This window comes from Acidimicrobiia bacterium (genome assembly GCA_018057765.1).
In the GTDB taxonomy this organism is placed as follows: Bacteria; Actinomycetota; Acidimicrobiia; order IMCC26256; family JAGPDB01; genus JAGPDB01.
Genome location: JAGPDB010000012.1, coordinates 1 through 23,197 on the forward strand (window position 1 = coordinate 1; position 23,197 = coordinate 23,197).

At 34.8% G+C, this 23,197-nt stretch carries 24 protein-coding genes; 15 read left to right on the forward strand and 9 right to left on the reverse strand.

The genetic code is table 11. The features are described from left to right. The 9 genes from KBF89_05140 to KBF89_05180 all read left to right on the forward strand — a co-directional run. The coding region (locus tag KBF89_05140; protein ID MBP9115712.1) for a hypothetical protein at positions 1 to 651 on the forward strand (651 nt) is incomplete at its 5' end. Then, complete coding sequence (locus KBF89_05145) at positions 652 to 2,247, forward strand: hypothetical protein (GenBank protein ID MBP9115713.1); 1,596 nt, start codon at positions 652 to 654, stop codon at positions 2,245 to 2,247. 8 nt (positions 2,248 to 2,255) lie between these two features. Next, on the forward strand, positions 2,256 to 3,224 hold the full coding sequence (locus KBF89_05150; GenBank protein MBP9115714.1) for a protein kinase: 969 nt from the start codon (positions 2,256 to 2,258) through the stop codon (positions 3,222 to 3,224). A 41-nt stretch (positions 3,225 to 3,265) separates the two neighbouring features. After that, positions 3,266 to 3,856, forward strand: a complete 591-nt coding sequence (locus KBF89_05155) for an RNA polymerase sigma factor (protein ID MBP9115715.1) — start codon at positions 3,266 to 3,268, stop codon at positions 3,854 to 3,856. Then, positions 3,849 to 4,643, forward strand: a complete 795-nt coding sequence (locus tag KBF89_05160) for a hypothetical protein (protein MBP9115716.1) — start codon at positions 3,849 to 3,851, stop codon at positions 4,641 to 4,643. The genes KBF89_05155 and KBF89_05160 overlap by 8 nt, the downstream gene beginning before the upstream one ends. Positions 4,644 to 4,735: 92 nt before the next feature. Then, the gene (locus KBF89_05165; protein ID MBP9115717.1) at positions 4,736 to 5,032 is read left to right on the forward strand and encodes a hypothetical protein; all 297 of its coding nucleotides are present in this window, start codon (positions 4,736 to 4,738) and stop codon (positions 5,030 to 5,032) included. Between the two features lie 15 nt (positions 5,033 to 5,047). Next, a complete protein-coding gene (gene trxB, locus KBF89_05170; protein MBP9115718.1) occupies positions 5,048 to 5,971 on the forward strand; it encodes a thioredoxin-disulfide reductase in 924 nt (307 codons plus the stop codon). A gap of 102 nt (positions 5,972 to 6,073) precedes the next feature. Beyond that, on the forward strand, positions 6,074 to 6,400 hold the full coding sequence (gene trxA / locus KBF89_05175; protein MBP9115719.1) for a thioredoxin: 327 nt from the start codon (positions 6,074 to 6,076) through the stop codon (positions 6,398 to 6,400). Between the two features lie 34 nt (positions 6,401 to 6,434). Beyond that, complete coding sequence (locus tag KBF89_05180; protein ID MBP9115720.1) at positions 6,435 to 7,400, forward strand: peptidoglycan-binding protein; 966 nt, start codon at positions 6,435 to 6,437, stop codon at positions 7,398 to 7,400. Positions 7,401 to 7,467: 67 nt separating this feature from the next. Here the strand turns inward: KBF89_05180 and KBF89_05185 are convergent, their stop codons facing one another. The 8 genes from KBF89_05185 to rpmH form a co-directional block, all read right to left on the reverse strand. Beyond that, positions 7,468 to 8,346: a ParB/RepB/Spo0J family partition protein gene (locus tag KBF89_05185; protein MBP9115721.1), complete on the reverse strand. Its 879-nt coding sequence runs from the start codon at positions 8,344 to 8,346 to the stop codon at positions 7,468 to 7,470. Next, a complete protein-coding gene (locus KBF89_05190; GenBank protein ID MBP9115722.1) occupies positions 8,333 to 9,124 on the reverse strand; it encodes a ParA family protein in 792 nt (263 codons plus the stop codon). Before KBF89_05190 ends, KBF89_05185 begins: the two co-directional genes overlap by 14 nt. Before the next feature lie 393 nt (positions 9,125 to 9,517). Next, on the reverse strand, positions 9,518 to 10,129 hold the full coding sequence (locus tag KBF89_05195; protein ID MBP9115723.1) for a class I SAM-dependent methyltransferase: 612 nt from the start codon (positions 10,127 to 10,129) through the stop codon (positions 9,518 to 9,520). Between the two features lie 96 nt (positions 10,130 to 10,225). Further along, complete coding sequence (locus tag KBF89_05200; protein ID MBP9115724.1) at positions 10,226 to 11,161, reverse strand: Jag N-terminal domain-containing protein; 936 nt, start codon at positions 11,159 to 11,161, stop codon at positions 10,226 to 10,228. Positions 11,162 to 11,192: 31 nt separating this feature from the next. Next, positions 11,193 to 12,179 (reverse strand): YidC/Oxa1 family membrane protein insertase, encoded by a 987-nt coding sequence (locus KBF89_05205; GenBank protein ID MBP9115725.1) that lies wholly within the window; start codon positions 12,177 to 12,179, stop codon positions 11,193 to 11,195. 146 nt (positions 12,180 to 12,325) lie between these two features. Continuing rightward, positions 12,326 to 12,586 carry a membrane protein insertion efficiency factor YidD gene (gene yidD, locus KBF89_05210; protein MBP9115726.1) on the reverse strand — a complete coding sequence of 87 codons (261 nt, stop codon included), beginning with the start codon at positions 12,584 to 12,586 and terminating at the stop codon, positions 12,326 to 12,328. A 4-nt stretch (positions 12,587 to 12,590) separates the two neighbouring features. Beyond that, complete coding sequence (locus KBF89_05215) at positions 12,591 to 12,965, reverse strand: ribonuclease P protein component (GenBank protein MBP9115727.1); 375 nt, start codon at positions 12,963 to 12,965, stop codon at positions 12,591 to 12,593. A gap of 5 nt (positions 12,966 to 12,970) precedes the next feature. Next, the gene (gene rpmH / locus KBF89_05220; GenBank protein ID MBP9115728.1) at positions 12,971 to 13,105 is read right to left on the reverse strand and encodes a 50S ribosomal protein L34; all 135 of its coding nucleotides are present in this window, start codon (positions 13,103 to 13,105) and stop codon (positions 12,971 to 12,973) included. 322 nt (positions 13,106 to 13,427) lie between these two features. On the opposite strand from rpmH, the gene dnaA reads away from it, so the two are divergent. The 5 genes from dnaA to gyrB all read left to right on the forward strand — a co-directional run bounded on the left by dnaA (position 13,428) and on the right by gyrB (position 19,865). Next, on the forward strand, positions 13,428 to 14,987 hold the full coding sequence (gene dnaA, locus KBF89_05225) for a chromosomal replication initiator protein DnaA (protein MBP9115729.1): 1,560 nt from the start codon (positions 13,428 to 13,430) through the stop codon (positions 14,985 to 14,987). Positions 14,988 to 15,202: 215 nt separating this feature from the next. Then, entirely contained in the window at positions 15,203 to 16,309 is a 1,107-nt protein-coding gene (gene dnaN, locus KBF89_05230) for a DNA polymerase III subunit beta (protein MBP9115730.1), read from the forward strand. 12 nt (positions 16,310 to 16,321) lie between these two features. Further along, positions 16,322 to 17,431, forward strand: coding sequence for a DNA replication/repair protein RecF (locus KBF89_05235; protein MBP9115731.1), 1,110 nt, complete (start codon positions 16,322 to 16,324; stop codon positions 17,429 to 17,431). Beyond that, entirely contained in the window at positions 17,421 to 17,792 is a 372-nt protein-coding gene (locus KBF89_05240) for a DUF721 domain-containing protein (protein MBP9115732.1), read from the forward strand. Before KBF89_05235 ends, KBF89_05240 begins: the two co-directional genes overlap by 11 nt. 171 nt (positions 17,793 to 17,963) lie before the next feature. After that, positions 17,964 to 19,865 carry a DNA topoisomerase (ATP-hydrolyzing) subunit B gene (gene gyrB / locus KBF89_05245; protein ID MBP9115733.1) on the forward strand — a complete coding sequence of 634 codons (1,902 nt, stop codon included), beginning with the start codon at positions 17,964 to 17,966 and terminating at the stop codon, positions 19,863 to 19,865. An 11-nt stretch (positions 19,866 to 19,876) separates the two neighbouring features. Here the strand turns inward: gyrB and KBF89_05250 are convergent, their stop codons facing one another. Continuing rightward, on the reverse strand, positions 19,877 to 20,482 hold the full coding sequence (locus KBF89_05250) for a hypothetical protein (GenBank protein ID MBP9115734.1): 606 nt from the start codon (positions 20,480 to 20,482) through the stop codon (positions 19,877 to 19,879). Between the two features lie 240 nt (positions 20,483 to 20,722). Here KBF89_05250 and gyrA point away from each other — a divergent pair, with 240 nt between their 5' ends. Next, positions 20,723 to 23,182: a DNA gyrase subunit A gene (gene gyrA, locus KBF89_05255; GenBank protein MBP9115735.1), complete on the forward strand. Its 2,460-nt coding sequence runs from the start codon at positions 20,723 to 20,725 to the stop codon at positions 23,180 to 23,182. Positions 23,183 to 23,197 lie beyond the last annotated feature (15 nt).

The window sequence follows — 23,197 nt, forward strand, 5'->3', positions numbered from 1 at the left end:
ACAGAGTACGGCTATATTCCCAAAGACTCGCTTACGCTTGCGGACTATAACGATACAAGGAATCGTGCAGACACTATTGAATCACTATACGGATCAAATTCGCTTGAAGCAAGAATAGCTGAGAATATCTTCTACAGAGTTACTTCATCACTTGAAACAAAAACATCAATAGTTAAGGACATAGAAAAATTAAAAGTAATAATAGATAATGCGCGTGACTTCATTTCTTTACCAGAAAAAAGAACGATTACTTTGACATCGAATGAAAGTACAATTCCTGTAACTGTAAAAAATACGACCAATAAACAAATTACAGTAATGATTAAACTAAAAAGTGATAAGTTGGTTTTCACAGAATCTGATAGCTATAAAGTCGCACTAAATAGTTTAAACACCACAATCAGAGTGCCAGTAAAAACTAGAACCTCAGGGTCATTTCCAATTGAAATCAAAATGTCCAGCGTAGAAAATGGTGTTGTCTTGGCAAGCCAAAGAGCCACAATTAGGTCTACTTCGTTTTCTGGAGTTGGTTTGGGAATTATGGTGGGTTCATTTATCTTTCTTGTAATTTGGTGGCTACTACACTATAAAAAGAATAAAAAAAATATTTCTGCAAAAATACTAAACTTACATAAAGAAACTTTGGTATAAATGGCTTTTACTAAAACTGCACGTACCTCATTATATGTTTTTGCTGGAACATTGACATCAAGAATTTTAGGTTTCGTAAGAATATTAATTTTGGCGACAACATTAGGCTTCTTTAGGCTCAACGACTCGTATTCTCTATCTAACGAAATACCGAATATGATGTATGAGCTTGTATTAGGAAGTTTAATATCATCAACACTCTTACCATTTTTCGTTAAACAATATAAACAGAAAAACAAAAAAGACGACCAATCTATTTTTACTTTTATGGTTTTTGCATCCTTAGCTTTAACATTGTTATCATTAATTTTTGCACCTGCAATAGCAAGTATCGTGACTTCCTTAAATAGTACAAGTAGTGCGAATACTCAACGCGAATTAGTTTTATTTTTCTTATATTGTTTTTTACCTCAAATATTTTTCTATGCTTTAACTTCAGTAATGCAAACATACTTAGCAGCAAGACACAAATTTATAGCTAGTTCATTTGCTCCAGTTATAAATAATATAATTGTAATATCAATGTTATTTTATGTAAAACATTTACTTTCATCTTTTGGAGATAATCCCTCAGACGCACTATTGAAAAAAGTTGAATACACTTTAGGTTTCGGGACAACTTTTGGGGTAATTGCAATTAGCCTAATCGTAGGGATAGCTTACGTTAAAGGTGGTGGTAAGTTCAAGCGTGGTCTGGTAAGGACCAGAGCAATAAAGGAAATGCTACAACAATCAAAATGGATGGTTTCTTATGCCATTGTTAACCAGATTGCATTGTTTGCGATCATTTCCATTGCTAACAAAACCGAGGGTGGTGTCTCAAGGTATCTTTCAGCATGGGCATTCTTTCAACTACCCCATGGTCTTTTAGCTATGACGATTATGACAATCGCAATACCAAAAATTTCTCATTCAATGAATCACGATATAAAAAACGAAGAAGGAATTCAGCCGAATCAAATCACAATAGAAACGAGATCTCTGGTGAAACAATCGGGAACTGCAATAGTAATGTTAATTAGCGTAGTAAGCGCTCTAGGTATTTCAATAGCCCGACCATTCATGACAATCATCCTTGGACATGGCGAAATATCTACTTCACAAGCAAAACTCGCTGGTAATGTATTAATTGGTTTTTTGATTTTCTCTAGCGCATTTTCATTTTATGTATTTGTGGTTAGGCTTGCAAACTTGGTAGGTAAGACTAAAGGGATTTTCAAAATTAATGTTATTCAAAATTCACTAAATATTATTCTTGCAATATTGTTGATAAAAATCTGGCCGGCAATAGGTTTGAGTATCGCTTTTTCTATGTCATACTTTTTAATCATGCCACTTGCTCTAAAAATGGTCTCAAAGAATTTTTTGACTCCAGCTTTGAATGGAAAAGCTACTTCAATCGTCGGAATTACGAGTATATGCGGTGGTTTATTAGGGTTTATTGCTGGCCACGGTATTGATAATATTTATTTGAGTACAGTAATTGGTTTACTAACTTGTTTAATTATTCTTGGCATTGGTTCGCATTTTGCAAGAGAAGAAATCATTTCTTTATTCAGAATTTTTTACAAAAAGAGCATACCTACAGAAAGATAAAGTTAAAAATGTTAACTGGTGAATTTTTAAACGAAAGATATCAGGTCATTAGTAAAATCAGCATTAAAGGTTACCGTCAAAAATGGCTTGCTATGGACACCACACAAGACAAGCAGGTCTTAATAGAAACACTAAATGATGATCTATTAAACGATGAAAGAGCAATAGATAACATAAGATACGAACTCCATGTTAGTAAGTTATTAAATCATGATCTATTCCCAAAATGTATCGACACTTTTATTAATAATTCTCAACTGTATTTAGTTTGGAAAGAGTTTGATTACGAATCACTCAATTCTTTTTACGAAAATAAAAACTTTGAAACAATACCAGTTAAAGAAATCATTCAAATAATTTTTAAGATCAGTTCGGGTATGAGTTATGCTCATAAAATCGGTGTTTTTCATGAAAATATAAATGGAGATAATATAGTTATTAAAACAAATAATGAGCCAATGATAATTAACCTTTCAGTAAACAATTCTTTAGAATCAACTGATCCTGGAGCTAATTTTATCTTTTCAAATACTAATTTATGCGCACCAGAAAGAAAGTCTGGTGCTAGTGTGAATCAACTTAGTGACTTCTACTCCATTGGTATGATAGCGAAAATTCTTTTGGTCCATAAGCGTGATTTAAAAAATAACAATCTATATATTCGAAGATTACGCTCATTTAGACCTGATTTAGATCTTAAGCTATGCGAGATGATCGATGGACTAATCTCTCCAGATTTGTCGATTAGACGTGAGAATATATCGAAGTTGTTAGATCAAACTTTCCTAGACGCAGATAAAACTCCAATAAGTGGAATTCCTATAGTTAAGCTTACAAAAGCTGAGTCTAAAAAAATTAACAAACAGTTCAATAAACCTAAATATTCAAATATAGTTACATTTGTAAAATTAACTATATTTACTTTATCTTTTAGTTTAATAACATATCTAGTGATTCACTTTTTGTACAATAGCTAGTCATTTATTGTATTAATATTATTTTTGTGAATAGTTACGATATGCCAAATGAAATCGTGATTGAGCGAGCGAAAAAAGATAATAAAAATGCGCTCAATGATGTAATTATAAAAAGTTCTCCATATGTATATGATCTCTGCCAGAAATGGTGTCGCCCTCCAATAGAGAGCGAAGATATAACACAAGTTGCACTCATAAAGATTGCTAATAATATTAAAGATTTTCGATATGAAAGCAAATTTTCTACATGGATCTACACATTAACTTATCGAGTTTTTCTAGATGAATATAGAAAGGTAAAAAGACGACAGAGTATTGCCCCAATAGTAAGTTTAGAAAATACGACGTATATATCTCAAGAAGCAGAAGTACAAGATGATTCTAGCGAGCAGTTAATAGACTTATTGGAACAACTAAGCAAAGAACATAGGACTATTTTGATTCTTATTGATGTCGAAAAATTGAGCTATGGAGAAGCTAGTGATACTTTAAATATTGAAGTGGGTACTGTAAGATCACGTTTAGCGAGAGCACGAATTAGTTTTAGGAAACTATTGGAAGAACAAGGAACTATTTTAAGGCCAGAAAGCGTCAAAGTCACTAAGAGCACGAAAGTGAGTAATAATGAATAGTTCAATACGTGCAAAAGATTTGAAAGATAACCAATCATTGTCCAATGAAGAAGCTCTATATATAGCTGTAGAAGCCATATTAAATGGCGATTTTGAAAAACTCAGATTTTCAAAAAATGTTGTTCCTTCTGAAATAAAAGAAAATATTATTAATAGTCAAAGATTTGAAGAAATAAAAGCGTCGATAACCTATGAAAAAAATATATTAAATTCTTTTTTAAGTGATAATGAGCCTGTAAATGATCTTTCTAAATTGACTGAGATACAGACCAAAACAATCGAAGCTTTGTACAATAACACCGAGAAGAATACGCCTAGTCCATACGCAAAATTTGCAGTTGCAGCTAGTATTTTAGTAGTCGTGCTTATTTCTGTTTTAGGTTCTAGTTTCTTTATAAATAGTAAAAATAACGACAACTTTGCAACAAAGTCAAAGCTACAAGACAGACCGGCTTTTCAAAAATCAGAGACTTTGGATGAACAAGTTCCACAAGATAAGGACGTTCAAAGTGGATCGAATTCTGTTAGTAGAGACTCAAATGAAACAGAAACTGCTAAACCTACATCCGAAGAAGAAATCACTATTAAACCTCCCGATACTACAGAATCAACAATGGATAACAATGCTGATAAATACAATCAGGCGCAATCCAACACTCCTGTTATTTCAAGTACTTCATTTATAGAGAGAAATATCATAATAATCGCTACGGGTGCATTATTCTTGTTTGTTTTGCTTTTGATAATATTGTTTAAGGTTCTAGTAAAATACCGCAAGGATCAATGACCAAGGAACTTTCTTCGCTACGAACTAATATCTATTAGAATTTAAGTCTAAAATTATTATAATTAAAAGAAAATGATATATGGGTACTAAAAATGACACAATCTAATTTAGATAAAGAGTTCAAATCTCAAGAATGGAATGAAACTGTACTAAAAACTGTTGATAGTATCGTTGAAATTGCAAATAAAAAAGTTGTCATGCCAGCGCATAGGATTGCTAGATTTTTTGTTTATACTTTTGTCGCCATTGTTTTGCTTGTAATTGTTTTTATTCTTCTCTCAATATCGTCATTTCGATTGCTCAATCTAGCCATGCCTGTCTGGGCATCATATTTAACAATAGGCGCTATATTTGTCCTTATAGGTTCAATATTTTGGGCTAAAAAATAGACTACAAAGGAAAAAATGGAAATTCGTGATTTAATAATTATTGGTTCAGGACCAAGTGGTTTAACAGCAGCAATTTATGCAGCAAGAGCAAATTTAAACCCTCTGATGATTGAAGGAGCAGCTCCTGGTGGACAGCTAATGACCACTACTGAAGTAGAGAATTATCCAGGGTTTGCAGATGGTATTTTAGGCCCAGAATTAATGGATCAGTTCAGGAAACAAGCACAGCGTTTTAATACTGAATTTATAACTGATGACGTAACAGAGGTTGATTTAACAGGGAAAATTAAAAAAGTTTTTGTTGGCGAAACACTATATCAAGCTCGTTCTATAATAATTTCCACAGGTGCTAAATCTAAAATGATAGGGCTTGAATCAGAGCGAAAACTTTTAGGTTACGGTGTTTCTACTTGTGCAACATGTGATGGTTTTTTCTTCTCAGGACATGAGATAGCTGTAGTTGGAGGAGGAGATTCTGCGATGGAAGAAGCACTTTTTCTTTCTCGTTTTGCTAACAAAGTAACCCTAATTCATAGACGTGATGAATTTAGAGCATCAAAAATTATGCAGGATAGAGTTCTTGCAAATGAAAAAGTTGAATTACGTTTAAATTCACAAGTGATTGAAGTGAATGGTGATGTTAAAGTTTCAAGTTTAACTTTGAAAGATACAATTACAGGTGAAGAATCACAGTTAGACGTAACTGGTTTATTCGTTGCTATTGGCCATACTCCAAATACCTCACTTTTTAAAGATCAAATAGAATTAGATGATATGGATTATATACTGACAAATGGCCATTCAACAAAGACGAATCTTGATGGTGTTTACGCTGCAGGAGACGTTGCTGACCATGTTTATCGTCAAGCAATAACAGCAGCCGGTACCGGGGCTATGGCGGCAATTGAAGTAGAAAGATTTCTTGAAACACTAAAATAAATATATTAGGGAAGATTTCTATTTAAGCTAACGTTAGACCTATAATACATATAGGCTTTGCAGAGTTTTTAAGTGAAGTATAAAATAAGGAAGGTGCTCAATATGAGTTCAAACGTAATGTCAGTTAATGTAGATTCTTTTGATGAGGCTATATCATCGTCAACTACTCCTGTACTAGTGGATTTTTGGGCAGAATGGTGTGGTCCTTGCAAGATGATTGCTCCTGTTTTAGATGAGATTTCTTCTGAAAATTCAGATAAAATCAAAATCGTAAAAGTAAACGTTGACGAAAATCCTGATTTAGCTAGGCGTTTTGAAGTTATGAGCATACCTACACTTATTGTTTTTAAAGATGGCGATGTGGCAAAGCGTCTTGTTGGCGCCAAGAACAAGACTGGTCTTCTTGACGATCTATCTGATTTCATCTAATATTAATTCTTAGCTATTTTTGCCAGGAGGGTATATGAACGATTCGAATAGTACTTCTGTTATCGATGTACAGAATCGCTTAATTCGTCTCGGCTATGATATACCTGCACAAGAATTAGGGAAAATCGGGCCGGAAACTGTCCGCTTTATTACCATTTATCAGGAAATACACGGTTTAGAAGCAAATGGCAACCCCGATATATCTACATGGAATGAACTTATAGTTAGTGGTTATAAATTGGGTGATAGATTACTATATGAACGTCAGCCAGCATTTCGAGGCGACGACGTAGCAGAACTACAAAATCGTTTAAATTCATTAGGTTTTGATGCAGGAAGAGAAGATGGCTTTTTTCGTTTGGAAACTGCGACTGCTCTACGAGAATTTCAACGCAATATGGGAATTAGTTCAGATGGTATTTGTGGGAAGAACACGATAAATGCAATAACACGGGTTTCAAACTTTGCAACCACTTCAGCTACAAATCTTCGTGAACAAATTAAATGGCAATATAGAAAAGGTTCACATACTTACAGAATCGGTATTTCAGTGGATCCTTCCTTTTCTATTATTGGCGATAGGTTGACTAAACACTTATTTGAATTAGGAATTAAAGTACCTTACTATGTAGAAGGTAGCGAACCTAGTGTTGTGGCTAGTGAAGCAAATGAGGCAGGACTAGATTTACTTTTTGCTATTAACCCATCAATGACAGCTCTTGGACGTTGTGTATTCTTTTCTAATTCGCGCTATCGTTCATTGGTTGGAGCATCGCTTGCAAGTTCTATACAACACGAATTATCAAAAAGATTAAAGTCGGATCCAGATGAAACCGCTGGACGTGTTTACCCATTATTACGTGAGAGCAAAATGCCATGTGTGATCATTGAACTTTGTGATATTGGCGACATTTCGATGTTAAAGCAGATTCGGTCAAGCTGTGATGAAATCTCTCAATCGATTGCTTTTGGAATTAAAAATATAATCGAACACGACTAATATTTTCTTTAAGTTTTTATGAACTGTTTGAAGCAGTAATCTTTGCTAAAAGATAGTCAATTAATTATTAAACTTCAACAGACATGGGTTCGGTCATCAATCTATAAATACGCTCTAGGTCCTCTAATGTTGAGAAATCAATTGAAATCTTACCTTTATCGGCACCACTCATTTTAATTCCTATTCGAGTGTTTAGATAGTCACCTAGTAATGATTCAAGCTCAATTAGACCAGGTGCGCGAAGTTGGGATTTAGATTTATTCTTCGTTAAATCAATTTCGTTCTCACTGATTTCACGAATTGCTTCCTCCATTGATCTCACAGACCAACCCTCAGATACAGCTTTTCGAGCTAATGATTCTTGTAATTCTCTATCTGGTGTTCCCAATAAAGCCCTAGCATGGCCCATTGAGAGCTTTGATTCTCGTATCATTTTTTGTATAGAAGGTGGCAGTTGAAGCAGTCGCAATGTATTGGTGACCGATGTTCTACTTTTACCAACCCTTTTAGCAACTTGTTCATGCGTTAACTCAAATTCTTCAATTAGTTGCTGGTATGCTGCTGATTCTTCCAAAGGATTTAAGTCGCTACGTTGAATATTTTCTACAATTGCCTGTTCTAGGGAAACTGCATCGTTAACATCTTTTATTAAGGCAGGTATTGAGGTTAACCCAACTCGTTTTGAAGCTCTCCATCTACGTTCACCAGCAATGATCTCATAACCGGAATCAGTCCTTCTTACCAAGATTGGTTGTAAGACTCCCAGTTCGCGAATTGAGTCAGCTAATGTTGCTAGAGACTCTTCGTCAAAATGCTTTCTGGGTTGAAAGGGATTTGGAGTAACATCGCTTATAGATATCATGTCGATACCTGATACAGATGCTGGTGTTACTTCGCTTGGGATTAAAGATCCCAAGCCTTTACCTAAACCACTAACTCGCGCCATGGGCCACTTCCTTTGCTAATTCACGATACGCTATTGCGCCTCTAGATGTTGGATCAAATGTAATAATAGGTTGACCAAATGATGGTGCTTCAGAAAGCCTCACCGTTCTTGGTATTACTGTTGAGTACACTTTAGTACCGAAATGTTCTCTAACCTCGGATGCTACTTGCTCGGATAATTTGGTTCTCGCATCGAACATAGTTAAGACAATTCCACGCATTTCCAATTTCTCATTTAAATTACCTTTAACAAGACCCACATTTCGTAATAGCTGACCGAGACCTTCTAATGCGTAATACTCACATTGAATTGGGACTATCACGTCGTCTGATGCCGCTAAAGCATTTACAGTCAACAATCCTAAAGAAGGTGGGCAGTCAATAAGTACGTAATCGTAGTCTTCCAGTATTTCTTTTATTGCTTTTTTCAACTTCATTTCTCTAGAGAACGCTGGCACCAATTCAATCTCTGCACCTGCAAGATCAATAGTAGCTGGAACAACAAATAGATTCCGCACAGCCGTAGGTTCAGTACAATCCTCTAAGGATTTATCGTTAATAATAACATCATAAACAGAACCCTCGAGGTCTCTGTGTTGAATACCTAATCCAGTTGTTGCATTACCTTGAGGATCAAGATCAATTACAAGAACTCTATTTCCCGCTTCAGCCAATGCTGCACCTAGGTTTACTGAAGTGGTAGTTTTACCAACACCGCCTTTTTGGTTTGCAATTGATATAACTCTTGGAAGAGGAAACTCAGGATTTTTATCCGACATCTGGTTGGTGAGCTCTGAAGATGCCGCCGTTATTGAATTTGATATTTCAGACTTTACCTCATTGGTATCTGTGATTTTTATACTTGGTTCATCTGAATTCTCAGCTTCGCTACTTTTAGCTTCTTTATTTACGTTTTCTGCTTCGGTATTACTCTCATCATGTTCGTGTTTAGTGTGGGAGAAAATCCTTAGACTTCTTCTTTTAAAATCATCATTCACTTTTATCCTCCTAAGATAAGACTATATGTTAGTGCTTGATCAGTAGATCTGCCAAATGCTGTGGTGGATTATTTTTAGATGGATAATTCGAGGTCTGCATGCCGTTAGCTATGTCGCTAACTGAGCTAAGTTATTAGATCGTAACATTGTCCCAGTTTATGTTCCACGTGAAACCTACCATAGAGGTTTACGTCTTGGCACGCCATCTCTTCTGGGATACTTTGGGTCTTGTGGTTTCACCTTTTTTATTATTACACCAGTCGCGTATTGTCCGACTTCAATTCTTTCTAATTGTAATCCAAGGATTGATAGCCCATCTGTATCCCATCTCTCAGATTCATTTTCAGGAGAACCGCTCACAAATAAATATCCATCAATTTTTAAAAAATTACAAGCACATTCAGCTGTAGTCGCTGGCGGTCCGAATCCTCTGGCAACAACTATATCGAAGCTTTCAGAGCAACGGGCTTCTTTTGCAATTTCCTCTGCCCTCCCATTAATAACTTTATATGAATCTTTCCCTAGTTCTGATGAGATGCCCTCTAGGAAATCTGTTCTTTTCTTCATAGCATCTAAAAGGGTGTATTTGATGTCGTTTTCCTGTGACATAAATACAAAACTAGGTAAACCGCCACCCGCTCCCATGTCCAAAAGTTTACCTTCGTGAGTTGGCAGCATATTATAAAGTTCTATTGAATGTAATATTTGTTCATCTAATTCTTTAGGTGATAAAAATCCAAAATTCTGAGATTCTTGGAGATATTTCAATAACTGTTCGTCATTCATATATACAGTATAGATTATAGCTATCGATACCATCTGAAAATTGGCATAAAAAAACCTCTTGGAGTGACCCAAGAGGTAAAAAACGATTTATGTATTTTATGCTTCGTCAATCATAACAACTACTCTTCTCTTAGGATCGTAGCCTTCTGAAGTTGTAGAAAATCCATCGATTTCCGAAATGGTATCATGTATTACTTTTCGATCTGATGCGACCATCGGTTCCAAAACTTGACTACGACCGGTCTCCTTGACTTTTTTAACTAGGTCATTAGCAAAATCGGTTAAAGCCTTTTTTCGCGTTTCACGATATCCACCCATATCTAGATACATGCGTGCAGTATATCCGCCAACTTTTGCTTGAACTACTGCTCTCATTAATTCTTCGACAGCAAATAAAGTAGTTCCCCTAGTTCCTATAAGTAGCCCTACATTGTTACCTTCAACTGCAACTGTAACTGAATCTTCTTCTAAAGTTGATGTTATTTTTACGTCATCATCAAAGAACTTAACAACTCCAGCTAAAAATTCTTCGGCATATTTAGCTTGATCTTCAATTGGTGCACCATACTCTCTAACTTGTTTTTCAGGTACTGAAGATGTTTCCTCATCTTTTAAATTGTTTTCATCTTCCATTTTTACTTCTTTCTTAATTGTTCTTTTCTTCACAGCAGTTTTTGTTTTTACTGGTAATTTTTCTTTATCGGATTCTTTAGCTGTTGGCTTTGTTTTTACTGGTAATTTTTCTTTATCGGATTCTTTAGCTGTTTGCTTTGTTTTTACTGTGCGTAAAGGATCTTTTTTCGTGGCAGTTTTTCGAGCGCCTCCTCTAGTTTTTCGATCTTTTGGTTTTTCTCTAGATATTGGTTTGACTCTTGATTTAATTCTAGTCTCAGTACCTCCAATTCCAAAAACTCCTTTTTTGCCTTCGTCTAAGACTTCGTACTCTAATTCATCTTTATGAATGCCCAGACGATCTAATGCTAGATCTAAAGCGTCGTTTAGGGTCTTGCCTGTTGTTTCTATCCATTCCATATGTATATTATTTTCCTTTCTTAAAACCTTTTTATTTCTTTTTACGTTTTTTGCGTTCTATGCGAGCTTGATTTGCTTTTTCTTGTATTTCTTCTTCCGATTCTTTATCTTCGGTTTTTGGTGCATCTATTTTACTCTCTAATTGTAATTTGGTTTCTTTCTCTTTCAAATCCATTTTATCTCTATGTGGAGTTATAACTTTATGGAAGATAATTTCCTGTTGACCAGCTCTCCACAATGCAGAAACCAAAATATATAGGTTGGTTCCACCCGGTAATATTATTGAAAATAAACCTGCTCCAGCTGGTATCAGATATTTAATAAATCCCATTTTATTATTTTGAACTGGGTTTCTACTTTGTTGCCTGGCAATATTTAGGTATGTTGTTACTACTATCAAAATCAACATTACGGTATATGCGAATATTGCTAAATAATCTTTTCCTTGTGCGCTAAGTGCTGCACTTAAATTTCTCGATAAATTCATACCAAGAAATTCTTTTCCTCTGGGTAAAGAATTAGCTAGCGATTCTGACTGAGAGGCACTAAACCCTTTTGATTGAAATGACCCAACATTTCCATTACACGCTTTTAATGTATTAACTGGATCACAAATACTTTTAAACAATTTCGAATTCGTAGGTATAAAATCTTGAATAGATCTAACTACCCTATAAATTGAAAAGAAGAATGGTGATTGAATAAGCATTGGAAAGCAACTACCGAATGGGTTTGCACCGTTTTCCTTATATAATTTCATCGTCTCTTCGCTTTGCTTTTGACGATCATCTTTGTATTTTGCTTGTAGTTCCTTAATTTTTGGTGCTAACGCTTGCATTGCTAACATCGACTTTTGCTGCTTATGTGTTAAAGGGTATAATAGTAACATAAGCAACATTGTTACTATTATTATACATACACCTAAATTGGGAAATATATTGTATAAAAAGGCGATGATATCTCCTAGTATTTTCTCAATAGGGTTTAATATTGTATCTAAAATTGATGCGACTACCATTTGGTCTCTTTCTATCTAAGTTAAAGAATAATTCATCCTCAGAAATTAATGCTATTTTTAACTTTTCTCTTAGCTCGGTCTCTTAAAATGAGACAGCCTAAATTTTACTTTGTATATAACCTAAAACTACAACTTTGCTAATTAATTTAATCTTTCTTTTTCTTGGGTTCCAGATAATCAATTCCTCCGCTTGAATAAGGGTTGCATTTTAAAACTCGTTTAATAATTAAATACAAACTCTCTATAAATCCACGTTCGCGAAGTGCAGTCCGTGCATAAGTTGAACACGTTGGATGATACCTACATTTTGAAGGAAAAGGTTTTGATATCCACCAATATATTTCCAATATTATAAAAAGAGCCCAATAGAGAGGATTGATGTACTTTAATTTGAACCCTGATTTCATTGACTTAAACCACATTATCTGTTTCAAAACTACCAATATGCATAAAAAAATTATTGATTGATTTTGTTACATCTTCGAAATTTATTTGTTCCGTACAATCTCTATTTATTCCAATTAATAACAGTATATTACCTGGCACTTTTTCATCAATTCCATAAGTATAAATAGCATTTTTTATTCGTCGTTTTAAAAGATTTCGCGCAACTGCATTTCCATATTTTTTTGAAACAGCTACACTTAAAGCCAATGGAACAAATTCTTGTTTTGAAATTATGACATATTTAAACCATAAAGAATCTGATTTAAAAAATTTACCGCGTTTTAGCTGGTCAAACTCAGTTAAGGATGTAATCCTAAATATCTTGATGTTTTTAGACATTACGCCTATGCGCTGAGTTTTTTACGTCCTTTAAGACGACGTGCCTTAAGTACGTTTCTTCCAGCTTTAGTGCTCATTCTTAATTTAAAACCGTGTTTTCGTGAACGTTTACGATTACTTGGCTGGAAAGTACGTTTCATTTCAAATCCTGTCGCTATTTCTTAGGTATTACTAAGATGAAGGTTGATTATACTAACACCTATAGAAATACAAATCCAATTGTTGAATCAAATTCGGTAATTTTATCAATTGATTAGTTCATTGGACATTTAAGACAACACTTATAAAAGAGTTGTGTATAACAATTTTACACAATCGGTGGATAACCAATTTTGAAATAATACTAATAACGTGATAAGTTTTAAAATAAACTAATAAGAGCTAATGTATAAGTGCAGTAGGTAAAAACTTTAGATTAGTAAAAACATATCCACAGGTGTGGATAAGACTGTGGAACATCCTATGAATAATCCAGTGATATTAACTTCAGCACAAGAAGTATGGGAGTTGATTTCTAAACATGTCCGTGAACAATTGAGTGATGCATCTTGGAACACATGGTTTATAGGATCAAAAATTGATCCTTCATCAACAGTAGATAATCTTACAATTTTAGTTCCATCTTCGGTTGCATGGGAAAAAATAACATCTACATTTGCATCAGTTATAAATGATGCAATAGAAAGTATTTCAGATACTCCTATAGCATTACGTTTTATTATTGAAACTCAAAATCGTCAAGATGATAACACAATTGATATACGCGAAAACTATAAATCAACAAACCGGCATTACGTTTCAGAAATATCACATAATGAAAATACGGCGCCAAGCCAACAACAAAATTTCCAAAATGTAAATAATTTTTCAGATATAGTTTCATCATCATCAAATGAAGTTGCAGGATTAAACCCTAAGTATACATTTGATCACTTCGTAATTGGATCTTCAAATAGATTCGCACATGCAGCGGCATTAAGTGTTGCTGAAGCACCTGCAAAGAGTTACAATCCACTTTATATTTATGGGGCAGCAGGTTTAGGAAAAACACATCTACTTCATGCAATTGGACACTATGTTCACAAAATGTTTCCCAACAAGATTATTAGATACGTTTCAACAGAAACATTTATGAATGAATTTGTTGAATCAATTAGAACAAACTCGACAGCTACCTTTAAAAAAAGATATCGTCAAGTTGATGTACTATTAGTAGACGATATTCAGTTTCTAGAACGTTCACAACAACTTCAAGAAGAATTTTTTCATACATTTAATTCATTAACCGATTCATCAAGCCAAATAGTTTTATGTTCTGATCGACCTCCTAAATCTATTGCTACTTTAGAAGATCGTTTGCGTACAAGATTCGAATGGGGTTTAATAACAGACGTTCAACCTCCAGAATTTGAAACACGTTTAGCTATTTTACAAAAAAAAGCATATAGTGAAAATTTACATAATGTTCCTGATGAAGTTATGAAATTTATTGCAAGCAATATATCTGATAATGTTCGAGAACTTGAAGGAGCATTAATTAGAGTTGCTGCGTATTCTTCTCTTCATCGTGCTGTGTTAAATGAAGAAGTAGCTAAACAAGTTTTGAGTGATTTATTACCAACAAATAAAACTCGTGTTATTACGCCACAGTTAATACTTGATGAAACAGCATCTTTATTTGGTTGGTCTGTAGTTGATTTATGTGGAGCTTCAAGAAGAAGACCATTGGTAACAGCAAGACAAGTTGGAATGTATGTTTTCCGTGAATTAACAGATTATTCTTTCCCAAGAATTGCTGAAGTTTTTGGTGGTAGAGACCATACAACCGTGATGCATGCAGTAGAAAAAATTAAGCGTCAAATGACAGAAAAAGCTACTATTTTTGAACAAGTTAACGAACTTATAGGTAGAATTAAACTTGGCCCTGATTCAAATCGAAACAGCAGTGACAATGTTGGGTTGAATCAAAACAGTAATACTGTTTTTAATAATGATAATTTCATCCCCGGAGGTAAACAATAGTGGATAACTATGTGGATAACTGTGGACAAACTAATCATAATAAGTGGATAAACGTTCAACCAATACTTAAGCTTGAACATATCCTGTGGATAACTGTGGATAAGTTGCTCACTAAAATATTATGCTTTACCAGGGATTTTTATAGGTTATCCATAATCCACAGGCCCTATAACTGTTATTAACTTTATATTTCTTAAACTAATGGAGGAACACAAATGTCAAATATGAAAATACAAATAGAAAGAGATACTTTCTTAGAAGCACTAAATAGTGCATCACGTGCTGTATCAACAAGAGCAGGCACACTACCAGTGCTTTCAGGTGTACAAATCGTTGTTGGCTTAAATGAAATGACTATTACAGGTTCTGACTTAGATATTACAGTGCGAGTAAATGTTATGGCACACACACAAGGCGAGGGTTCAGTTGTTCTAAGTGCAAAACTAATTTCTGAAATAGTTAGATCTTTAGAAGCAGGTACTATTTCTATGGAAATTAAAGAAAATCTTGCTATATTAACTTCTAATCGTTCTAGTTTCAATTTGCGAACATTAAATGCAGAGGAATATCCAAAACTTAACGAACTTAAAGGTGAATCTGTGACTGTTAAGGCATCAGAATTTGCAGATGGTTTGGGACAAGTAATTGTTGCAGCTTCTAAAGACGAAGCTCGTCCAATATTATGTGGTGTTTTATTAAGTGCAACAGAAACCGGTCTACGTTTTGTAGCAACTGATTCATATCGTTTAGCAATGCGTGATGTCGAAGGATTATCAATGCTTAAAGCAGGCACAAACGTTCTAGTGCCAGCAAAAGGTTTAACTGAAGTACAAAGACTTTTATCTAGTAGTGACGTTGAAGTAATTCTTGGTGAGCGTGAAGTTAGTTTTAGCGTTGACAATACAACTATAACAATGAGACTTATCGAAGGAGAATATCCTAATTACGAGCAATTAATTCCAAAAGGATATCCAAATAGAGTTACTATTTCTAGTGATATTTTTGCTGATGCAATAAAGCGTGTGCGTTTAGTTGCACAAGATAGAAATTCACAACCTGTTCGATTAAGTATTAAAACTGATGGAGTTGAACTTAAACAAGTTGCACAAGAAATTGGTGAAGCTAGTGAATTTATAGATGCAAAATGTGAAGGCGATGAATTAGAAGTTGCATTTAATAGTGAATATTTACTTGACGGACTTAATGCTTGTGGCACTGATGAAGTTCTTATTGAAACTTTAGACCCATTAAAACCAGCAACACTTCATGGTGTTGACCAAGAAGGTTATACCTACCTTTTGATGCCTGTTCGCGTTAATTAATGTTATTGATAGATGTACCTAACTTCACTAACTTTAAATGATTTCAGAATTATTAAAAAATGTGATTTAGAATTTTCTAAAGGTGTAACTGCTTTTATCGGAGACAATGGTCAAGGTAAGACATCAATTCTAGAATCAATATTTTGGGCTGGTCATTGTAAAAGTTTTCGCCATGTTTCTAACGATTTGATAATTAAAAATGATGCTGTGTCTTCTCATATTAGAATAAACCTAAGTGATGATATTCGCCCTCAAGATATAGTTGCAACAATAAATAGGGTTGGTAGAGATGTTATTTTAGTTAATGGACAACGTTTAAAAAAGATAAAAGATCTACTTGGAACTCTGCGTGTTACTATTTTTACTCCTGATGATTTAGAAATAATAAAAGGATCTGCAACGCTTAGACGTGAAGCTATTGACGATACTTTATTGCAAGTATCTAAAAAATTTGTTGCTGCTAATAATGATTACTTAAGAATTTTAAAGCAAAAAAATGCACTTTTGAAAAGTGGGAATCCTGATATTAATGTCCTTAGTGTATTAAATGATTCTTTAGTTATGAGTGGTTCTCAGATAATTAAAGGTAGACTCGCTGGATTGTCCAGGATGAGAAAATTTCTATCTAATTCATATAGCCATGTGGGTGGAGATAAAAATAATGTGGATGTACAATATCAAAGTAAGATTTTCCTAAACGAAGTTTTTGAAAATTTAGATGTTGAAGAAATAATGCTACTGTTTTCTAAATCCATAGAAGAAAACTCTGATAATGAATTTCGTCGTTACCACAGTGTTGTTGGGCCACATCGAGATGATTACCTTTTTACTATTTCAGAAAGAGATTCAAGGACACAAGCAAGCCAGGGAGAACAAAGAACAATGGCTTTAGCATTAAAAATGGCGCTACATTCTTTGATTGTTGATATGACTGGGGATAATCCAATTCTTCTTTTAGATGATGTTTTTTCTGAATTAGATACAGGCAGAACTCACCGATTAGTTGAATGTCTTCCTGCCACTCAAACATTTGTTACTAGTGCTAATGAGATTCCTTCATCTTTAAAAGTTGATCAAACTTTTTATGTAAAAGATGGTATGGTAAATAAAAATGAAAAATAAAACCATTCCACAAAGTGAACTTATTGAACTTGAAAATGTAGAAAACTCTTCACCGAAAACAATGATGAGTGCAAAAGATGCTATTAGTGAATTTGTTGAAAATAACTTACAAAATGATATTTTAGTTGTTGGAAATATTCATAGCGTTTTTGAAAAAGTTGTAGGACAAGATGTTGTAAAACATATTAAGGTTAAACATGTTCGAGATCATGTATTATTCTTAGAAGCAGACCATGGTGCTTGGGCAAAACAAATAAAATTTATTTCATCAAAAATAATTTCTGGTTTAAATGAAGAACTTGGTCAAGGTTCTATAAAAACTATAGAAATTACTATTGCTATGCATAAAAATAATAAATAATACTTTTCATTTTTTTAAATCTGGGAACAAAAATAAATCTATTTTTTTGTCGAAAATTGACACATTTTATTCCTAAATATAAGGCTGTAAGTACTGCAATAATACAATATTTTTAGTAGAATATAATCTCAGGTTTCTATTTAAAATAAAGACTATTTAAGGGTATAAAATATGGCATATGCAGCGAAAGATATTACAGTTCTCAAAGGATTAGAACCAGTTCGCGAGCGACCCGGAATGTACATTGGATCTACTGGTCCAACAGGTTTACATCACCTTGTTTATGAAGTTGTAGATAACTCTGTAGACGAGGCAATGGCTGGTTATTGTACCGAAATTAATGTAATAATCCATAGCGATGGCAGTTGTTCTGTTAAAGATAATGGACGCGGTATTCCTGTAGATGATCACCCAGAATACGAAGGCATGTCAGCTGCAGAAGTTGTGTTAACTGTTCTTCACGCTGGAGGTAAGTTTGGTGGTGAAGGATACAAGATATCTGGTGGACTCCATGGTGTTGGTGTTTCTGTCGTAAACGCGTTGAGTAGCCAGCTAGACCTTGATATTGACCTCAATGGGGGTAAACACCATTTAACATTTAAAGATGGTGGAAAAGCTCAAGGATCTATTGAAAGAGTAGGTTCAAGTGATACACATGGAACAACAGTTCGTTTTTGGCCTGATGCAACGATTTTTGAAACTGTAGAATTTAACTCTCGTACACTTATAGAACGCCTTCGCGAAATGGCTTTTCTAAATAAAGGTTTACGAATAACTTTTAAAGACGAACGTGCTATCAGTGCAATAGAAAAGGATTTTCTATTCAAAGATGGTTTAACAGATTTCGTTAAACATTTAAACTCTACAAAATCTCCAATCATTGATAAAGTTATAGCTTTTACTGATCCAGGCGATGGTAGTGAAGTTGATGTTGCTATGCAATGGAACAGTGGCTACAACGAAGGTATTCATTCCTTTGCGAATAATATTGCAACAACCGAGGGTGGTATGCATGAGGAAGGTTTTCGTACTGCTTTAACTAGTGTCGTTAACAAATATGCTCGCGCCAAAAATCTATTAAAAGAAAAAGACGATAATTTTGCTGGTGAAGATATCCGTGAAGGTTTGACAGCGATCATTTCAGTGAAATTAACAAACCCACAATTTGAAGGTCAGACAAAAACAAAACTTGGTAATACAGAAATGCGAAGTCATGTTCAAACGGCTACCAATCAACATTTTGCAGAGTGGTTAGAAGAACATCCAGCGGAAGCAAAAGTCATTGTTGCAAAAGCTACTACAGCAAGTGAAGCAAGAAGTGCTGCAAAAAAAGCTCGTGATATGACAAGACGTAAATCTGCATTAGAAGGTGCTGGGTTGCCAGGAAAACTCGCTGACTGTTCATCAAAAGATGCTGGAGAATCAGAAATATTTATTGTAGAGGGTAACTCTGCTGGTAGTTCTGCAAAAGATGCACGCGACCCAAGGGTTCAAGCAATACTTCCTATACGTGGAAAAATATTAAATGTCGAGCGTGCACGAATAGATAAAATCTTGAAAAACCAAGAAGTACATTCCCTTATCCAGGCAATAGGTGCTGGCTATGGTGCTGATTTTGACATTGAAAAAGCTCGTTATCATAAAATTATCATTCTTGCAGATGCTGATGTTGATGGTTCTCACATTCGCACATTGTTATTAACTTTTTTCTTTCGCCAAATGCGACCACTTGTCGAAGCTGGTTTTGTTTATGCTGCACAACCACCATTATTTAGTGCTGTTGTTGGTAAATCAAAAACATATATTAAAGATGAAGCAGCACTACAAGCATTCTTCGACGCCAATGAAGGCAAAAAGCCAGAAATACAAAGACTAAAAGGTCTTGGTGAAATGGACTTTCATGAGCTTTGGGAAACAACAATGGATCCTGAAAAAAGAACGCTTTTACAAATTAACGTTGACCAAGCAGCACTTGCTGATGAAGCATGTTCAAAACTTATGGGTGACGATGTGTCTCAGCGCAAAGAGTTTATACAAACCAATGCGCAAGACGTTCGCTTCTTAGATATTTAAGATATAACTGACTAAACGTTGCACGGACCAAATTTAGATCTATTAATGTAGTCACTTGCATCTTTGACAGTGTTATGGACTTCAGCGGCTTGTTCAGCAGTCTGAGAGTCAGTGATTGCAGCATCTACCGTAGCCTCTAACTCATCTGCATAATTGCGTAAACCATCTATGAATGGGATAACTTCTTTTGAGTAAAAATTTGGTGCAAATCTGTCGTCGTCTGGCCATGTAAGATCAAAAAGGTCAAGTGCCGCATCATCATAAAAATTCAATGCGCCAGAGATATCCATAATGTCAGTGAAGCCATCGTCATCTTGATCAGGTGTTTTATAAGCATTATAGGTATCTTGAAATTTAGTGCATCCAGATTTCACCGCAATAGTTATTTGATCAATATTATCGTTATATTCAGATTCAGTAATAGGTGAATAGTCGCCACCTGATCTGTCTGATGAAGAACTATCGTCATCACTTGAATAATTATCATCGTTCGATCTTCTACTCTGCGATGATGAAGATTTTCTCTTCTTATCATCTTTTTTGTCAGAACTACATCCAACACTTAGCATTGAAATTAGTAATAAGAAAATTACTAATTTGATTGAATTATTTTTCATTTTATTCCCCTATGAATTGGTTCTCTTATCATATACCCGTGTACAAAATATATAATACCAAACTTTCGTCGTTTTTGTAGATAGACTTTAATATTTTTCTATTTATCGAGATCAAAGGCCATTTCTATGTGATTTTTTTTGGTATAATATAAATACGATTTAGCTCATTTTTTATGTAAAAGAGGACAAATGCCAGGCGACAACAACAACGGAAATGACACAAATTCTACGGACGATGAAATGGTTATTCCATCAAATATTCTTGTATCAATTGAACCTATTGAAATCCAAGACGAAATGGAACGTTCGTTTTTAGATTATGCAATGTCAGTTATTGTTTCGCGTGCCCTACCCGACGCACGTGATGGATTAAAACCCGTACATAGAAGAATTCTTTATGGGATGTATGATGCAGGTTTGCGTCCCGATCGTCCATATACAAAATGTGCTCAAGTCGTTGGTGCAGTTATGGGTAAATTACATCCACATGGTGACTCAGCAATTTATGATGCACTAGCTCGTATGGTTCAAGATTTTTCTTTACGTCATCCACTTGTAGATGGACACGGAGCATTTGGTTCTCCAGACCCTGACTCTCAACCAGCCGCAATGCGTTATACAGAGTGCCGATTAGCGCCATTAGCAATGCAAATGTTGGCAGGAATTGATGAAGATACTGTTGATTTTGTTGATACTTATGATGGTAAAGAAAAAGAACCATCTGTTTTGCCTTCACGTTTTCCTAACCTTCTAGTTAACGGCTCACAAGGTATTGCTGTTGGTATGGCAACAAATATTCCACCGCATAATTTAGGTGAAGTAATTGATGCAGCTGTTCATGTTGTTGATAATCCAGATGCAACATCAGATGAACTAATGCAGTTTATTCCGGGTCCTGACTTTCCAACAGGTGCGATAATATTAGGTCGTACAGGCATTTTAGATGCATATAGAACTGGGCGTGGTTCTATAAAGATGCGTGCTGTTTGCGAAATTGAAGAAGGAAAAAATAACTCAAGAATTATTGTTAGTGAACTTCCATATCAAACTGCTGTTGAAACTATAGAACGTAAAATTGCAGAATTGGTTAACGCTGGAAACTTAGATGGTGTTAGGGGTTTGAGGAATGAATCTGCAAAAGGTAAAACACGTTTAGTAGTTGAATTAAAACGTGATGCAAATGCGAATGTAGTTTTAAATAATCTTTATAAAATGACACCATTACAAACTAGCTTTGGCGCAAATATGCTTGCACTCGTTGATGGAGTTCCACGTTTATTAAATATTTCTCAAATGCTAAGCGCTTATGTCAATCACCAATATGAAGTTATTACACGTCGAACTCAATACCGTTTACAAAAGGCGTTAGATAGAAGTCATATTGTCGAAGGTCTTTTAAAAGCATTAGATATGCTTGATGAAGTCATTCGAGTCATTCGAGCTAGCCAAGATGTTGAAGAAGCAAGAATAGCCTTGCGAGCAGCCCCGTTTGACTTTAGCGATATTCAGTCTAATCATATTTTAGATATGCCATTACGTCGACTTACTGGTTTAGAACGACAAAAATTAATTGATGAATTTGCACTATTAGCAGAAACAATTAAAGGTCTTAAAGAAATCTTAGAAAATGAATCTAAATTAAAGTTAGTTGTTAAAGAAGAAATTTTAGCAATTAGAGAACAATTTGCTAATCCACGTAGAAGTGAAATTACTTCAGATTCTTCCGATATAGATACGCTTGACTTAATTGACGATGAAGAAGTTGTTGTAATGCTTTCTAAAGAAGGCTACATAAAAACTGTTGCTATTGATGCTTTTAAATCACAAGGTCGTGGCGGTCGTGGTGTAAGTGGCGGTAAATTAAAAGATGAAGATTATGTGACTCACCTATTAACAACAACAACTCATGCTTACTTACTCTTCTTTACAAACAGAGGTAGGGTATATCGCTTACGAACCCATGAATTGCCGATGAAGGACAGAACAGCTCGTGGAACTGCACTTGTTAATTTGCTTCAACTTGATCCCGGCGAATTTGTTCAAGCAATAATCGATACACGTACATATGAAGATGGATCATATTTAATGTTCGTAACTAAAAAAGGTGTTGTTAAGAAAACTCGAATGAACGATTATAACACCCGTATTTCATCGGGATTGATAGCTGTTAGTTTGCGTGAAGATGATGAGCTTGTTGGGGTAATTCAAACTAATGGAGAAAATGACATATTTTTGACATCTAAAGACGGCATGACAATTCGTTTTAGTGAAGAAAAAGTACGCCCAATGGGTAGAAGCGCATCGGGTGTTCGAGGTATGAAGCTCAAAAATGAAACTGACTGTGTCGTTGGGTGTGATGTTGCCAGACCAGACGGAAAAATACTTTACGTATCTTCAAAAGGTTATGGCAAGCGTACCGACCAAGAGGCCTATAATTCACAAAACCGTGGAGGACAGGGTGTAAGAGGTGTAAAGGTTTCAGACGAGCGTGGCCAAGTGGTTGCAGCATTTATTGTTGATGAAAGTGACGAAGTATTAGTTTTTTCAAGTGCTGGAAATATAATCAGAACAAAAGTTAGCGATATTTCAATACAGGGTAGAGCTGCATCTGGTGTTCGAGTTTCCAAACCAGGCGAAGATGAAAATATAGTTGCTGTAGCGCGAGTGTTAGAGCGAGAAGATAATGGAGATATTGACTAAGAGGAAAACACGAGT

What these genes read in the sequence shown, in the direction of transcription:
- KBF89_05145 (MBP9115713.1), top strand. Translation starts at nt 652, where the DNA reads ATGGCTTTTACTAAAACTGCACGTACCTCATTATATGTTTTTGCTGGA.
- KBF89_05150 (MBP9115714.1), top strand. Translation starts at nt 2,256, where the DNA reads ATGTTAACTGGTGAATTTTTAAACGAAAGATATCAGGTCATTAGTAAA.
- KBF89_05155 (MBP9115715.1), top strand. Translation starts at nt 3,266, where the DNA reads ATGCCAAATGAAATCGTGATTGAGCGAGCGAAAAAAGATAATAAAAAT.
- KBF89_05160 (MBP9115716.1), top strand. Translation starts at nt 3,849, where the DNA reads ATGAATAGTTCAATACGTGCAAAAGATTTGAAAGATAACCAATCATTG.
- KBF89_05165 (MBP9115717.1), top strand. Translation starts at nt 4,736, where the DNA reads ATGACACAATCTAATTTAGATAAAGAGTTCAAATCTCAAGAATGGAAT.
- trxB (MBP9115718.1), top strand. Translation starts at nt 5,048, where the DNA reads ATGGAAATTCGTGATTTAATAATTATTGGTTCAGGACCAAGTGGTTTA.
- trxA (MBP9115719.1), top strand. Translation starts at nt 6,074, where the DNA reads ATGAGTTCAAACGTAATGTCAGTTAATGTAGATTCTTTTGATGAGGCT.
- KBF89_05180 (MBP9115720.1), top strand. Translation starts at nt 6,435, where the DNA reads ATGAACGATTCGAATAGTACTTCTGTTATCGATGTACAGAATCGCTTA.
- KBF89_05185 (MBP9115721.1), bottom strand. Translation starts at nt 8,346, where the DNA reads ATGGCGCGAGTTAGTGGTTTAGGTAAAGGCTTGGGATCTTTAATCCCA.
- KBF89_05190 (MBP9115722.1), bottom strand. Translation starts at nt 9,124, where the DNA reads ATGTCGGATAAAAATCCTGAGTTTCCTCTTCCAAGAGTTATATCAATT.
- KBF89_05195 (MBP9115723.1), bottom strand. Translation starts at nt 10,129, where the DNA reads ATGAATGACGAACAGTTATTGAAATATCTCCAAGAATCTCAGAATTTT.
- KBF89_05200 (MBP9115724.1), bottom strand. Translation starts at nt 11,161, where the DNA reads ATGGAATGGATAGAAACAACAGGCAAGACCCTAAACGACGCTTTAGAT.
- KBF89_05205 (MBP9115725.1), bottom strand. Translation starts at nt 12,179, where the DNA reads ATGGTAGTCGCATCAATTTTAGATACAATATTAAACCCTATTGAGAAA.
- yidD (MBP9115726.1), bottom strand. Translation starts at nt 12,586, where the DNA reads ATGAAATCAGGGTTCAAATTAAAGTACATCAATCCTCTCTATTGGGCT.
- KBF89_05215 (MBP9115727.1), bottom strand. Translation starts at nt 12,965, where the DNA reads ATGTCTAAAAACATCAAGATATTTAGGATTACATCCTTAACTGAGTTT.
- rpmH (MBP9115728.1), bottom strand. Translation starts at nt 13,105, where the DNA reads ATGAAACGTACTTTCCAGCCAAGTAATCGTAAACGTTCACGAAAACAC.
- dnaA (MBP9115729.1), top strand. Translation starts at nt 13,428, where the DNA reads ATGAATAATCCAGTGATATTAACTTCAGCACAAGAAGTATGGGAGTTG.
- dnaN (MBP9115730.1), top strand. Translation starts at nt 15,203, where the DNA reads ATGTCAAATATGAAAATACAAATAGAAAGAGATACTTTCTTAGAAGCA.
- KBF89_05235 (MBP9115731.1), top strand. Translation starts at nt 16,322, where the DNA reads ATGTACCTAACTTCACTAACTTTAAATGATTTCAGAATTATTAAAAAA.
- KBF89_05240 (MBP9115732.1), top strand. Translation starts at nt 17,421, where the DNA reads ATGAAAAATAAAACCATTCCACAAAGTGAACTTATTGAACTTGAAAAT.
- gyrB (MBP9115733.1), top strand. Translation starts at nt 17,964, where the DNA reads ATGGCATATGCAGCGAAAGATATTACAGTTCTCAAAGGATTAGAACCA.
- KBF89_05250 (MBP9115734.1), bottom strand. Translation starts at nt 20,482, where the DNA reads ATGAAAAATAATTCAATCAAATTAGTAATTTTCTTATTACTAATTTCA.
- gyrA (MBP9115735.1), top strand. Translation starts at nt 20,723, where the DNA reads ATGGTTATTCCATCAAATATTCTTGTATCAATTGAACCTATTGAAATC.